Consider the following 13,421-nt stretch of genomic DNA (forward strand, 5'->3'; position numbering starts at 1 on the left):
TTCTCAAGCATGAAGTCCAGGGCAAAGTCGGCGGCAGGCGGTTCGGTTAAACAGTGGCTGGGAGCCTCCCTTCTGGCCGCTTCAGGCCTGGCATTATTACCCTTGACCCTTTCGCAAGCGGCGCAGGTGCAAAGCGCAGTCTTCAGCTTTGCACTGCCGGCCAAGCCATTGCCCCAGGCACTGAGCGATTTCAGCCGTGTGACCGGCATCAGCGTGGTCTACACCGACGAAGCGCCCTACAACCTCAACGCCCCGGCTGTCAGTGGGCAGCTGAGTGCAGCCCAGGCCATGCAGCGCCTGTTGGGCAACACCGGCTTGACCTTCCGCCAGATCGACGCCCGCACCCTGGCCCTGGAGCCGTTGCCGACCGAAGGCGCACTCAACCTCGGCGCCACTACCATCAGCGGTGTCAATGCGCCGCCAACCACCAGCTACCAGCCGCCGCCCACCAGTTCGGTGATGCGTTCCCAGGGCCTGCTGCTGGAAATCCCGCAAACCGTGAACATGGTGCCGGCCCAGGTGATGCGCGACCAGGTGCCGCGCAACCTCGACGATGCCTTGGCCAACATCAGCGGTATCACCCAGGCCAACACCTTGGGCAGCACCCAGGATGCGGTGATGCTGCGCGGCTTTGGCGACAACCGGAATGGCTCGGTCATGCGCGACGGCATGCCGGTGGTGCAGGGCCGGGCGCTGAACGAAACCGCCGAGCGCGTCGAAGTACTCAAGGGCCCGGCGTCGTTGCTGTATGGCATCCAGGATCCGGGCGGGGTGATCAATATCGTCAGCAAGAAACCCGAGCTGACCTCCACCACCGCCTTGACCGTGCGCGGCTCGACCTATGGCAGTGGCAAGAACGGCAGCGGTGGCAACCTCGACACCACGGGCCCGATTGGCGACAGCGGCCTGGCTTACCGTTTGATCGTTGACCATCAGGACGAAGATTACTGGCGCAACTTCGGCACCTATCGCGAAAGCCTGATCGCGCCGTCCCTGGCCTGGTACGGCGACACCACCAAGGTGTTGCTGGCCTACGAGCACCGCGAGTTCCTCTCGCCGTTCGACCGTGGCACGGCCATCGACCCCAAGACCAACCACCCGCTCGACATCCCCGCCACACGCCGCCTGGACGAGCCTTTCAACAATATGGAAGGCCGCTCCGACCTGTATCGCCTCGAGGTCGACCACGAGCTGAACGACGACTGGAAGGCCCACTTGGGCTACAGCTGGAACCGCGAAACCTACGACGCCAGCCAGGTGCGGGTGAGCAAGGTCAACGCCAATGGCACCCTGAACCGCAACATGGACGGTACCCAAGGCGCGCTGACCACCGACCGCTTCACGACCGTCAGCCTCGAAGGCAAGGTGAACGTGGCCGGCATGCGCCATGATCTGGTGTTCGGCCTGGATGACGAGTACCGCAAAATCTACCGCGCCGACCTGATCCGCCAGGCCAGCCGCAGCGTGTTCAGCTACAACGACCCGGTGTATGGCCGCGAAGTGGCGGGTACCACCGTCAGTGCGCCGGACAGCAACCAGACCGACCTGCTGCGCAGCGACTCGGTATTTTTCCAGGACGCCATCCACCTGACCGACCAGTGGATCCTGGTGGGCGGTGCGCGCTTCCAGGAATACGACCAGTACGCCGGCAAAGGCCGCCCGTTCACGGCCAACACCGACAGCAACGGCCAGAAGTGGGTGCCTCGCGCCGGCCTGGTGTACCGCTACACCGATGAACTGTCGTTCTATGGCAGCTACACCGAATCGTTCAAGCCCAACTCCACCATCGCGCCGCTGAACAACAAGAGGGTGATCGACGGCAGCATCGCCCCGGAAGAGTCCAAGTCCTGGGAGCTGGGGGCCAAGCTCGATATGCCGGGGCGCATAACCGCTAACGTGGCCTTGTTTGATATCCACAAGCGCAACGTGCTGGTGTCGATTGCCGAGGGCGCGACCTCGATCTACAGCGTTGCCGGCAAGGTACGCTCCCGTGGCCTGGAAATGGACCTGAGCGGGCAGTTGACGGACCAGTGGAGCCTGATCGGCAGCTATGCCTACACCGATGCGCAAGTCACCGAAGACCCGGCCTACAAAGGCAAGGGCCTGCAAAACGTGGCGAAGAACTCCGGCTCTGTATCGGCTGTGTATGACTTCGGCACCCTCGTCGGCGGCGATCAGCTGCGCGTCGGTGCTGGCGCACGTTATGTCGGCGAGCGGGCCGGCGATGCCCTCAACAGCTTCGACCTGCCGGGCTACACCGTGGCCGATGCGTTTGCCACCTATGACACCAAGGTCGACGGGCAGAAGGTCAAGTTCCAGCTCAATGTGAAGAACCTGTTTGACCGCACCTACTACACCTCGGCTGTCAGCCGTTTGTTTGTGTCCATGGGCGATGCCCGCCAGGTGTCGTTGTCCAGCACCCTGGAGTTCTGATCGTCGGCGATGACGCTGGCGGCTTGAGCTGCTAGCGTTGCGCTCTTTGATGAATGGCGGGAAGTGTTGATGCAGTTGGGACGATGGAGACACACCCGCGCCATGCTGGTGGGCGTGAGCCTGTTGTTGGCGGGCTGTGCCACGCCTTCGAGAACCGGCGAGCAGGCGCTGGACCAGTTACTGGCCGATCCGGCCCTGGCGGGAGCCAGCGTTTCGTTGATGGTGCGCGATGCCCGCAGTGGCAGCACGCTGTACCAGCACAACCCCCGCACGCGGCTGGTGCCGGCCTCCAGCCTGAAACTGCTGACCACTGCGGCGGCCATGGATGTGCTGGGGCCGCAGTATCGGTTCTCCACACAGGTGCTGAGCAATGGCAGCCAGCAAGGCGCCCGCCTGATGGGCAACCTGTACCTGCGCGGCCTGGGCGATCCGACTATCCAGTGGGCGGACTACCAGGCACTGGCGGCGAACCTGGCCGGGCAGGGCATCGCGCAGATCCAGGGCGACCTGGTATTCGATGACAGTTGGTTCGACGCCGAACGCCTGGGCGTCGATTGGGCCCATGACGACGAAGACAAGTATTACGGCGCGCAGATTTCCGCGTTGACCGTGTCGCCCAATGCCGATTTTGATGCGGGCACCTTGATCGTCACGGCCAAGGCCCCCGTGGCAGCCGGCCAACCGCTGGGCGTCACCCTCAGCCCACCGACCGATTATGTGCAGCTGAGCAATCTGGCGGTCAGCGGCCCGGGCAACAGCTACGGGCTCAGTCGCCAGCATGGCAGCAACCTGCTGCGCCTGCGTGGCGCCCTGAAGCCGGGGACGCAAAGCCGCCAGTGGGTTAGCGTGTGGGAGCCGACGCAACTGGTGGCCAATCTGTTTGCCCGGGCCTTGGCGGAGCAGGGGATCAGCGTGCAGGGGCGGCGGGTGATCGGTGGTGTGAGCCCGCCAGCGGCCACGGTGCTGGCCACACACCAGTCGGCGCCCTTGCAGGCGCTGATCAGGCCCTTGCTCAAACAGTCCAATAACAGCATGGCCGAAGCGCTGCTCAAGGCCATGGGGCGTCAACAGGCAAATGCGGGCACCGCGGTTGCGGGTGTGGCGGCAGTGGCAGATTTTCTCAAGCGCCAGGGCCTGGACCCGGCAACGCTGAACCAGGTGGATGGCTCGGGTTTGTCGCGACGTAACCTGGTGTCGGCGCAGAGCTTCACGGACCTGCTGCTGGCCATGGGCAAGCAGCCGTGGTTCAACGCCTGGTACGACGCGCTGCCCATCGCCGGCCACCCGGATCGGCTGAGCGGCGGCAGCCTGCGTTACCGCCTGCGCGGGACCGCAGCGCAAAACAACCTGCAGGCCAAGACGGGATCGATGGGTGGGGTGTCTTCGTTGACTGGCTACATCACCGGTGCGGGTGGGCGGCGGTTGGTGTTTTCGATGCTGACCAACAACTACGTGGTGGAGGGCAGTCGGATCAAGGCCCTGGAAGATCGGTTGGCGACGGTCCTTGCACAAAGCCCGCTGTAGGAGCGAGCTCGCGAAGGTCGTTAACGATAACGCGGGGAATCTGACTTCCCGCGTTGCCCTCAGGTTTTTCGCGAGCAAGCTCGCTCCTACAGGGTGTGGGGTTGGAACGCCTGCCGGTATTCCCCCGGTGTCGCCCCCATCGCCTGGCGGAACCGGTTGGCAAAGTGGCTGGCACTGGAAAACCCGCACGCCAGGGCAATCTCGCCCAACGCCAGTGATCCGCTGCGCAACATGGCCTGGGCCCGTGCCAGGCGGCGAGCCAGTACATATTGATGAGGCGGCAGGCCAAAGCTTTCGCGAAACATCCGTGCAAAGTGATACTCCGACAACGCACACAACCCCGCCAGTTGCCCCAGGCTGATCGGCTCCGCCAGTTGCTGGTCGATGTATTCCACCAACTGCCGGCGCTGGTGCGCGGCCAACCCGCCCTTGAGCCGCAAGCCTTCGCGCAGGCCAACCTGGCTGAGCAGGGTGTGGCTGAGCATTTCATGGGCCAGGCTGCTGGTCAGCAGGCGTTCGGCAGGTTCCTGCCAGTTCAGGCCGATCAACCGGTGAAAGCGCCGGGCCTGCTGCGGGTCTTCCAGGAACGTGCTTTCGCGCAGTTGCAGCGCCCGGGGTTCGCGGTCCAGCAGGGTGACGCACCCCAAGGCAAACTGCTCCGCGCTGAAATACACATGGGCCAGGCGGATTTCGCCGTTGATCACCCAGGCCGACTGATGCTCGGCGGGCAAAATGCACAGTTTGTCGGGGCCGCCCTTGGTGCCGGGCTGGCCACGACGAAATGTCTCGGTGCCACCGCCCACGTAGCAGGACAGGGTGTGATGGCTGGGGGCCTCGTAGTCCTGGGCGTCATGGTGGTTGCTCCACAAAGCTGCAGACAAGCCGTCACCCAGCTCGGCGCTTAGCTCCAGGCGAGCGTTGGGCGAGCGGTTGAGGGCTTGAAAGACTTGCAGGGTTTCCAGGGTTGGCATAGTTCGTTCTCATCGACGCCTTGCATCCTACTCCCGGCGACGGGGGCTGTGATCCCTCGGGCCGACAAAAGCGCAAGAATCTGCAAGTGCCTGGCAGCCGGACAGGGCCACACTGTGGCTCAACCACCGGAGTGCGCCATGAACCTATCCCTGTACTTATTGACCGTGCTGATCTGGGGCACGACCTGGATTGCCCTCAAATGGCAGTTGGGCGTGGTGGCGATTCCGGTTTCCATCGTCTATCGCTTCGGCCTGGCGGCGTTGGTGCTGTTTGTGTTGCTGCTGCTCAGCCGTAAATTGCAGGTCATGAACCGCCGTGGGCACCTGATCTGCCTGGCGCAGGGCTTGTGTCTGTTTTGCGTGAACTTCATGTGCTTCCTCACGGCCAGCCAGTGGATCCCCAGTGGCCTGGTGGCCGTGGTGTTCTCCACCGCGACGTTGTGGAATGCGCTGAATGCCCGGGTGTTCTTCGGCCAGAAAGTCGCCCGCAATGTATTGCTGGGCGGTGGCCTCGGTTTGCTGGGCCTGGGCTTGCTGTTCTGGCCGGAACTGGTCGGGCATACCGCCAGCCCCGAGACGCTGTTGGGCCTGGGCCTGGCGTTGTTGGGGACGATGTGTTTCTCGGCGGGCAACATGCTGTCGAGCCTGCAACAGAAAGCCGGGCTGCGGCCCTTGACCACCAATGCCTGGGGCATGGCTTACGGCGCGTCGATGCTGGCGCTGTACTGCGTGATCCAGGGCATTCCATTTGATATGGAATGGAACACCCGCTATATCGGCTCGTTGTTGTATCTGGTGATCCCGGGCTCGGTGATCGGCTTTACCGCGTACCTGACCCTGGTTGGCCGCATGGGCCCGGAGCGGGCGGCGTATTGCACGGTGTTGTTCCCGGTGGTGGCGCTGAACGTGTCGGCGCTGGTCGAGGGCTACCAGTGGACGGCTCCGGCGTTGGCCGGGTTGGTGCTGGTGATGCTGGGGAATGTGTTGGTGTTCCGTAAGCCCGCAAGTGCCCGCCTGTCAGCGCTGAAACCCGCGTGACCCTGTAGGCGCCGGCTTGCCGGCGATGAGGCCCTAAGGTTTGTGCTGAGCTTTCGGATGCCATCGCCGGCAAGCCGGCGCCTACAGGGGGTTATTTCAGGCCCAGGCGCTTGGCCATGCGCCCCAGGTTGGCGCGGTCCAGGCCCAGTTCACGGGCGGCGCTGGCCCAGTTGTGCTGGTGGCGCTCCAGGCAGGCACCGATGACTTGCCGCTGATAGTGTTCGGTGGCCTGGCGCAGGTCGCCAGTCACTATCGCGATCTCGGCAGGCTCTTCTATCAGCGGTGCATACTCGTTGGGCAGGTCCAGGTCCTTGGCGCCAAGGCTGAGGATCTTCGGCCGTTCCCGGCAATTGCCCAGGGCTTTCAACGCGCTGCGGCCGATCAAGTGTTCCAGTTCGCGCACATTCCCGGGCCAGCCATAAGCCAGCAACGCCGCCTGGGCATCACTGGTCAGGCGCAGGCTGCCCAGGCCCATGCGTGAGCGGTTCTGCTCAAGGAAGAAACCTGCCAGCAGCAACACATCGCGCCCGCGTTCACGCAAGGCCGGGACTTGCAGCGGGTACACGCTCAGGCGGTGATAGAAGTCGGCGCGGTAACGGCCATTGCGCACTTCTTCAGCCAGGTCGCGGTTGGTGGCGGCGATCAGGCGCACGTCCACTTGATGTTCCTTGTCCGAGCCCAGCCGCTGCAACTGCCCGCTTTGCAAAACCCGCAACAGCTTGGCCTGGACTGTCAGCGACAATTCGCCCACTTCATCGAGGAACAAGGTGCCGCCATTGGCCAGTTCGAACTTGCCCCGCCGTTCATTCAGCGCACCGGTAAACGCGCCGCGCACGTGGCCGAACAGCTCGCTCTCCACCAGGGTTTCTGGCAAGGCTGCGCAGTTGAGGCTGATCAGCGGTTTCTCTGAGCGGGGCGAGGCGGAGTGGATGGCCTGGGCCACCAGTTCCTTGCCGACCCCGGTTTCGCCGGTGATCAACACGGTCAGGTCGCTGCCGCCCACCAGTTTGATTTCTTCCACCAGGCGCTTGTGGGTCTTGCTCTGGCCGATCATTTCCTTGTGCTGCTGGCCGCTGGCCTGGCGATAGATTTCTGCGCGCTGGTGCTCGTCCTCGGCCCGCAAGGCCAGGTGCTCGATGCGTTCGGCCACATTGACCGTGGCGGCGGCGAGGCTGGCAAAGGCCTGCAAGGCATCCAGCTCGACGCGCTCGAAGCGTTCGGTGTCCAGGGCATCCAGGGTCAGCAGGCCCCAGGGGCGATCGTCGACAAACAGCGGGCAGCCCATGCAGTCGTGGACTTCGAGATGCCCGTGCAGGCCATCGACCAAACCGTCGTAGGGGTCGGGCAGTTCGCTGTCGCTGTCGAAGCGGGTCGGGCCGGGGCCACTGAGCAGCACTTCAAAGCGCGGGTGCTCGCTGATCTTGAAGCGCCGGCCCAAGGTATCCGGGCTCAAGCCATCCACCGCCAGTGGCACCAGCCACTCGCCGTCCAGGCGCAACAGGGCAGCGGCGTCGCAGGGCAACAGGGTACGCATGGCTTGCAGCAGGCGCCGGTAGCGCTCGCCTTCTGGCAGTTCGCGGGACAGGTCGGCCACCAGCGGCAGCAGGGTGGTGAGCAGGGAATGTGCAGTCATAATGACTCCTTGTAGTCCTTGTGACTATACGATGTAGGAAGTCATTTTGACTATTTTTTAATTAAGTGACTGATAAATAAGGAGTTATTAATTGGCATGAATACTGATTGTCATAGGGTAGTTATTCAGAAGCCCAAAAAGCTCAGGAGTCTCCCATGCTTAGCGTTCAAGACCGTGCCATCGTCAAGTCCACTGTGCCGCTGCTGGAAAGTGGTGGCGAAGCCCTGATCACCCACTTCTACCGCATGATGCTGTCCGAATACCCCGAGGTGCGCCCGCTGTTCAACCAGGCCCACCAGGCCAGCGGCGACCAGCCCCGCGCCCTGGCCAACGGCGTGCTGATGTACGCCCGGCATATTGACCAGTTGGATCAGTTGGGCGACCTGGTGGCCAAGATCATCAACAAGCACGTGGCCCTGCAAATCCTGCCGGAACACTACCCGATTGTCGGCAGTTGCCTGCTGCGGGCGATTTCCGAGGTGCTGGGCGACGAAATCGCCACCCCTGAAGTGATGAGCGCATGGGGCGCGGCCTATGGCCAACTGGCGGATATCCTGATCGGTGCCGAGAGCGCCATCTACGATGAAAAAGCCCAGGCCGTTGGCGGCTGGCGGGGGGCGCGGCCGTTTATGCTGGTCAAGCGCGTGGAAGAGAGCAATGAAATTGTCTCCTTGTACTTTGCTCCTGTGGACAACGGCCCGATCCTCGCTGCCGAGCCCGGCCAGTACATCGGTATGAAAGTGATCCTCAACGGCGAAGAAGTGCGCCGTAACTATTCATTGTCGGCGCGCACGGATTCGGGCCTGTACCGCATCAGCGTCAAGCGCGAAGCGGGCGGGCGGGTGTCCAATTACCTGCATGACCAGATGCACGTGGGCGCGAGCATCGACCTGTTCCCACCATCGGGGGAATTCATCCTGGTGCCGAGCGACAAACCCCTGGTGCTGATCAGTGGCGGCGTGGGCATCACGCCAACCCTGCCGATGCTGGAAGCCGCTCTGGCGACCGAGCGTCCGGTGCACTTTATCCATTGCGCGCGCAATGGCGGTGTTCACGCGTTTCGCGACTGGGTCGATGCCCTGGCTGCGCGTCATCCGCAATTGAAGCGCTTCTACTGCTATGCCGAGGATGATGGCATCAGCCCTGCGGCGGACAAGCTCGGCATGCTGACCCAGGAGCAACTGGCCGCGTGGTTGCCTGAGGAGCGTGACGTGGATGCCTACTTCCTCGGGCCGAAGGGCTTTATGAGTGCGATCAAGCGTCACCTCAAGGCCCTCGGCGTGCCTGAAAAGCAGAGCCGGTATGAGTTCTTCGGGCCTGCGGCGGCGCTGGAGTAACCTCTCTCACCTGTCCCTGTAGGAGCCGGCTTGCCGGCGATGGCACCCGCAAGAACACAGCCGTTCTTGCGGGCCTCATCGCCGGCAAGCCGGCTCCTACATTAATGTGTGGTTAACCCGGCCCTGTCTAACATCCCCCTGCCTACTGCTAAATTTTCACCTCCTGCGTGTAAACTTGCGGCCATTGGCACAACCATCATTAGGCAAAGGGAAACGGGGATGATTGACGAAATGCGGTTGGGGCGTGAGCGGCGCTTTCTGGTGTTGCTGGGGATCATCTGCCTGGCGCTGATCGGTGGCGCGCTTTATATGCAAATAGTGCTGGGCGAAGCACCCTGCCCACTGTGCATCCTGCAGCGTTATGCCTTGTTGCTGATTGCAGTGTTCGCCTTTATGGGCGCGGCGATGCGCACCCCGCGCAGTGTCACGATCTTTGAAGTGCTGGTGGTGCTCAGTGCCCTGGGCGGTGTCGCGGCTGCCGGGCATCATGTGTATACCCAGTTCTATCCGGCCATCAGTTGCGGTGTCGATGTGCTGCAGCCGATTGTCGATGACCTGCCCCTGGCGAAGATCTTCCCCCTGGGCTTCCAGGTCGATGGTTTCTGCAGCACACCCTACCCGCCGGTGCTGGGCTTGTCCCTGGCCCAATGGGCGCTGGTGGCATTTGTGCTGACGGTGATCCTGGTGCCCCTGGGCATTTACCGTAATCGCAAGCGCGCAGTTTAAATCGCCCCGGGAAACGCCCCGGTCCTGCTGATGCAGGCCGGGGCGTTTTTGTGTGTGGGCATTTTGTGAAAGCACTGTGACGCTGGACAAGATTGACCGCTCTTGGTGTGCGACACGTTGTCACACCGAAGGTGCCGCAGGAGGCTTCCTACCCCTGGTTTTGCCGGTTAATCCACCTCTGCACAGTTGCATTTGCCTGTCACTTTCTGCTTGGGGCTGCGCCGCGAACGGCGTGCGTTACAGAACTGGCGCTGGTCTGCCAATGCCCTGTTTTTAGAGGGCTTGCCTGGGGTTTGCGGAGCCGGGGAGGGGGGAGAGGGTGCGACAGAAAGGGCAATAGCACGGCATTTTTTGTGGTTTTTGTTGAGAATCAAACGCGATACGATCCCGAACCTTTGCAACAATGGCGCAGGATTATTGCTGGAATCGATAAAAATTATTTCTTTATAAGTCATGGTTTATACATCGCTAGCTAACTACAATCGCCCGCACTGAGTGTCCGGTGCTGCTCAACCCTGAGCAAATAGGGCGGTCGAGAGGCGAAAACATTGCTTCATGCGACCCCAGGTGCCGGCAGCCTTTCAACTATCCGCACCAAATGGAATTGGTCTGTAACAAGGCCTTTGACCAACGAAATCGAATAAGAATTCACCGCCAGACCTGGACGTGTCGATCAGCGCATGAAGCGCCGGGCAGGCCCTTATTCAATCGAAGAGAAATGCCAACCCTTGGCAGGGTGAAGTGTTGGCGATCAAAACCCAACTGCATTGCGCAAGCTGCTTTAGAGGTCGTGAGATGAGTAAAAACAGGTACACCCGATTACTAGGCATAGTGCCGCTTTTCGGCATGTTATTGCTGGGAGGCTGCAACTGGACGCTGCTGGACCCTGTGGGTCAGGTCGGCGTGGAACAACGTAACCTGATCATCACTGCCACCTTGCTGATGCTGTTGGTCGTGGTGCCGGTGATCGTGATGACCTTCGCGTTCGCCTGGAAATACCGCGCGTCCAACACCAAGGCGACCTACGCGCCGAAGTGGTCGCACTCCACCAAGATCGAGATCGCGGTGTGGCTGGTACCTGTACTCATCATCATCGCCCTGGGTTACATCACCTATAAGTCGACCCATGAGCTGGACCCTTACCGTCCGCTGGAATCCGACGTGCCGCCGATCACCATCGAAGTGGTCGCGCTGGACTGGAAGTGGCTGTTCATCTATCCCGAGCAAGGGATCGCCACCGTCAACAAGATCGTGTTCCCGGCCAACACCCCGATCAACTTCAAAGTGACCTCGGATGCGGTGATGAACTCCTTCTTCATCCCGGGCCTGGGCGGCCAGATCTACGCGATGGCGGGCATGCAGACCAAGCTGCACCTGATTGCCAACCAGAACGCCGAACTCGACGGTATCTCCGCCAACTACAGTGGCGCGGGCTTTACCGGCATGAAATTCAAAGCAATCGCCACCACCCAGGAAGACTTCAACGCCTGGGTACAAGAAGCCAAGAGCTCACCAAAACAGCTTGAAAAAGCTGAATACGAAGCCCTTGCCAAGCCAAGCCAGAACAACCCTGTAGAGCTGTACTCCTCGTACACGCCGGACCTGTTTCAGAAAATCATCGATAAGTATGAAGGGATGAAGCCAGGCAAGCCGGTCAAGCACGAGAAGAAAGAAGTGGCTGCTGTGGAAGGGACGGACGCAAATTCGCATTCAGCTGCCGGGGCAGAGGAGTAAACGATGTTTGGTAAATTAAGTTGGGACGCGGTCCCATTCCACGAGCCGATCGTGATGGTGACCATCGCCATGATCGCGCTGGGTGGTCTGGCGCTGTTTGCGGCAATCACCTACTTCAAGAAGTGGACCTACCTGTGGACCGAGTGGCTGACGTCGGTCGACCACAAGAAAATCGGCGTGATGTACATCATCGTCGCCATGGTCATGCTGCTGCGTGGTTTTGCCGACGCCATCATGATGCGGACCCAGTTGGCCATGGCCACCGAAGGTTCGCCTGGCTACCTGCCGCCTGAACACTATGACCAGATCTTCACCGCCCACGGTGTGATCATGATCATCTTCATGGCGATGCCTTTCTTCACTGGCCTGATGAACCTGGCAGTGCCGCTGCAGATCGGTGCGCGTGACGTTGCGTTCCCGTTCCTCAACTCCCTGAGCTTCTGGCTCCTGGTTTCCGGCGTTGTGCTGATCAACCTGTCCCTGGGTGTCGGCGAATTCGCCAAGACCGGCTGGGTTGCCTATCCGCCGTTGTCGGGGCTGCAATACAGTCCGGGCGTGGGGATGGATTACTACATCTGGGCGCTACAGCTATCCGGGTTGGGTACGACGCTGACGGGGGTCAACTTCCTGGCCACCGTGCTGAAAATGCGTACCCCAGGCATGAAACTGATGGACATGCCGATCTTCACCTGGACCTGCACCTGGGCCAACGTCCTGATCGTGGCTTCGTTCCCGATCCTGACCGCTACCCTGGCCCTGCTGACGCTTGACCGTTACATGGATTTCCACATTTTCACCAATGAACTTGGTGGCAATCCAATGATGTACGTGAACCTGTTCTGGGCATGGGGTCACCCTGAGGTGTACATCCTGATCCTGCCAGCGTTCGGTATCTTCTCCGAAGTGATCTCGACCTTTACCGGCAAGCGCCTGTTCGGTCACCACTCGATGGTCTACGCTTCCGGCGCGATCTCGGTGCTGGGCTTCATGGTCTGGCTGCACCACTTCTTCACCATGGGTTCGGGGGCCAGCGTCAACGCCTTCTTCGGCCTGGCGACGATGCTGATTTCGATCCCGACGGGGGTGAAGCTATTCAACTGGCTGTTCACCATCTACCACGGCCGCCTGCGCATCACCAGCCAGGTTCTGTGGACCCTGGGCTTCATGGTGACCTTCGCCATCGGCGGCATGACCGGCGTACTGCTGGCCATCCCGGGTGCTGACTTCGTGCTGCACAACAGCCTGTTCGTGATCGCTCACTTCCATAACGTGATCATCGGTGGTGCGGTATTCGGCTACATCGCAGGTTTCAGCTTCTACTTCCCGAAAGCGTTCGGCTTCAAGCTGCACGAAGGCTGGGGCAAGGCTGCATTCTGGTTCTGGATCACCGGCTTCTTCGTCGCCTTCATGCCGCTCTACGCACTGGGCTTCATGGGCATGACCCGTCGCCTGAACGCCACCACCAACCCTGAGTGGGTGCCGTACCTGTACGTTGCGATGTTCGGTGCGCTGATGATCGCTGTCGGCATCGCCTGCCAGCTGATCCAGCTGTACGTGAGTATCCGTGACCGCAAGCAGAACGAATGCGTGTCGGGCGACCCATGGAACGCACACACCCTGGAATGGTCGACCTCGTCGCCACCTCCGTTCTACAACTTTGCCGTGCTGCCTAAGGCCGAGACCATCGATCCGTTCACCGAAGCCAAGGAAGACGGTACTGCGTACCAGCGACCTGCGCGCTACGAACCGATCCACATGCCTAACAACACCGCCACCGGTGTGGTCATGGGTGCTCTGTTGACGGTATTCGGTTTCGCGATGATCTGGCACATCTGGTGGCTGGCCATCGCAAGCCTGGCTGGCACCGTGATCTATTTCGTGATCCACGCGGCTCGTGATGATCAAGGCTACATGGTGCCGGTCGACGTGATCGAGCGCATCGAAGCCGAGCAGCACGCTCGCCTGGTAGCCGAGAAGAAGATTCCGGCCAACCGTGTTGAAACCTCGTTGGAACAGGCTTAAACC

General features: G+C 61.3%; 10 protein-coding genes and 1 pseudogene. 7 read left to right on the forward strand and 4 right to left on the reverse strand.

What is annotated here, in order from left to right:
* The first annotated feature begins 9 nt into the window (after positions 1–9).
* Both HZ99_RS22675 and dacB read left to right on the forward strand, forming a co-directional pair.
* A complete protein-coding gene (locus tag HZ99_RS22675) occupies positions 10–2,433 on the forward strand; it encodes a TonB-dependent siderophore receptor (RefSeq protein WP_080727743.1) in 2,424 nt (807 codons plus the stop codon).
* 69 nt (positions 2,434–2,502) lie between these two features.
* On the forward strand, positions 2,503–3,957 hold the full coding sequence (gene dacB / locus HZ99_RS22680; protein WP_038446215.1) for a D-alanyl-D-alanine carboxypeptidase/D-alanyl-D-alanine-endopeptidase: 1,455 nt from the start codon (positions 2,503–2,505) through the stop codon (positions 3,955–3,957).
* A gap of 86 nt (positions 3,958–4,043) precedes the next feature.
* Here the strand turns inward: dacB and HZ99_RS22685 are convergent, their stop codons facing one another.
* Positions 4,044–4,928: a helix-turn-helix domain-containing protein gene (locus HZ99_RS22685; RefSeq protein ID WP_038446216.1), complete on the reverse strand. Its 885-nt coding sequence runs from the start codon at positions 4,926–4,928 to the stop codon at positions 4,044–4,046.
* Between the two features lie 138 nt (positions 4,929–5,066).
* Here HZ99_RS22685 and HZ99_RS22690 point away from each other — a divergent pair, with 138 nt between their 5' ends.
* A complete protein-coding gene (locus HZ99_RS22690) occupies positions 5,067–5,966 on the forward strand; it encodes a DMT family transporter (protein ID WP_038446218.1) in 900 nt (299 codons plus the stop codon).
* 91 nt (positions 5,967–6,057) lie between these two features.
* On the opposite strand, the gene norR is transcribed toward HZ99_RS22690, so the two are convergent.
* Entirely contained in the window at positions 6,058–7,599 is a 1,542-nt protein-coding gene (norR, locus tag HZ99_RS22695) for a nitric oxide reductase transcriptional regulator NorR (protein ID WP_038446220.1), read from the reverse strand.
* A 155-nt stretch (positions 7,600–7,754) separates the two neighbouring features.
* Between norR and hmpA the strand changes: the two genes are divergently transcribed.
* Together hmpA and HZ99_RS22705 are read left to right on the forward strand one after the other, a co-directional pair.
* The gene (hmpA, locus tag HZ99_RS22700) at positions 7,755–8,936 is read left to right on the forward strand and encodes an NO-inducible flavohemoprotein (RefSeq protein WP_038446222.1); all 1,182 of its coding nucleotides are present in this window, start codon (positions 7,755–7,757) and stop codon (positions 8,934–8,936) included.
* 219 nt (positions 8,937–9,155) lie between these two features.
* Positions 9,156–9,662 carry a disulfide bond formation protein B gene (locus HZ99_RS22705; protein ID WP_038446225.1) on the forward strand — a complete coding sequence of 169 codons (507 nt, stop codon included), beginning with the start codon at positions 9,156–9,158 and terminating at the stop codon, positions 9,660–9,662.
* A 167-nt stretch (positions 9,663–9,829) separates the two neighbouring features.
* On the opposite strand, the gene HZ99_RS28795 is transcribed toward HZ99_RS22705, so the two are convergent.
* Positions 9,830–10,117, reverse strand: a complete 288-nt coding sequence (locus tag HZ99_RS28795; protein WP_144243188.1) for a hypothetical protein — start codon at positions 10,115–10,117, stop codon at positions 9,830–9,832.
* 98 nt (positions 10,118–10,215) lie between these two features.
* Positions 10,216–10,430: pseudogene (locus HZ99_RS29450) on the reverse strand (hypothetical protein).
* A gap of 27 nt (positions 10,431–10,457) precedes the next feature.
* Between HZ99_RS29450 and cyoA the strand changes: the two are divergent.
* Positions 10,458–11,396, forward strand: coding sequence for a ubiquinol oxidase subunit II (cyoA, locus tag HZ99_RS22710; protein WP_029300208.1), 939 nt, complete (start codon positions 10,458–10,460; stop codon positions 11,394–11,396).
* Between the two features lie 3 nt (positions 11,397–11,399).
* Positions 11,400–13,418, forward strand: coding sequence for a cytochrome o ubiquinol oxidase subunit I (gene cyoB, locus HZ99_RS22715; protein WP_038446227.1), 2,019 nt, complete (start codon positions 11,400–11,402; stop codon positions 13,416–13,418).
* Positions 13,419–13,421: the final 3 nt, after the last annotated feature.

Origin of the sequence: Pseudomonas fluorescens (assembly GCF_000730425.1) — a bacterium.
GTDB lineage: Bacteria > Pseudomonadota > Gammaproteobacteria > Pseudomonadales > Pseudomonadaceae > Aquipseudomonas > Aquipseudomonas fluorescens_X.

Coding starts and splice junctions, on each gene's coding strand:
- hmpA (WP_038446222.1), top strand. CDS start 7,755: ATGCTTAGCGTTCAAGACCGTGCCATCGTCAAGTCCACTGTGCCGCTG.
- HZ99_RS22705 (WP_038446225.1), top strand. CDS start 9,156: ATGATTGACGAAATGCGGTTGGGGCGTGAGCGGCGCTTTCTGGTGTTG.
- HZ99_RS28795 (WP_144243188.1), bottom strand. CDS start 10,117: ATGACTTATAAAGAAATAATTTTTATCGATTCCAGCAATAATCCTGCG.
- norR (WP_038446220.1), bottom strand. CDS start 7,599: ATGACTGCACATTCCCTGCTCACCACCCTGCTGCCGCTGGTGGCCGAC.
- HZ99_RS22675 (WP_080727743.1), top strand. CDS start 10: ATGAAGTCCAGGGCAAAGTCGGCGGCAGGCGGTTCGGTTAAACAGTGG.
- cyoA (WP_029300208.1), top strand. CDS start 10,458: ATGAGTAAAAACAGGTACACCCGATTACTAGGCATAGTGCCGCTTTTC.
- HZ99_RS22685 (WP_038446216.1), bottom strand. CDS start 4,928: ATGCCAACCCTGGAAACCCTGCAAGTCTTTCAAGCCCTCAACCGCTCG.
- dacB (WP_038446215.1), top strand. CDS start 2,503: ATGCAGTTGGGACGATGGAGACACACCCGCGCCATGCTGGTGGGCGTG.
- HZ99_RS22690 (WP_038446218.1), top strand. CDS start 5,067: ATGAACCTATCCCTGTACTTATTGACCGTGCTGATCTGGGGCACGACC.
- cyoB (WP_038446227.1), top strand. CDS start 11,400: ATGTTTGGTAAATTAAGTTGGGACGCGGTCCCATTCCACGAGCCGATC.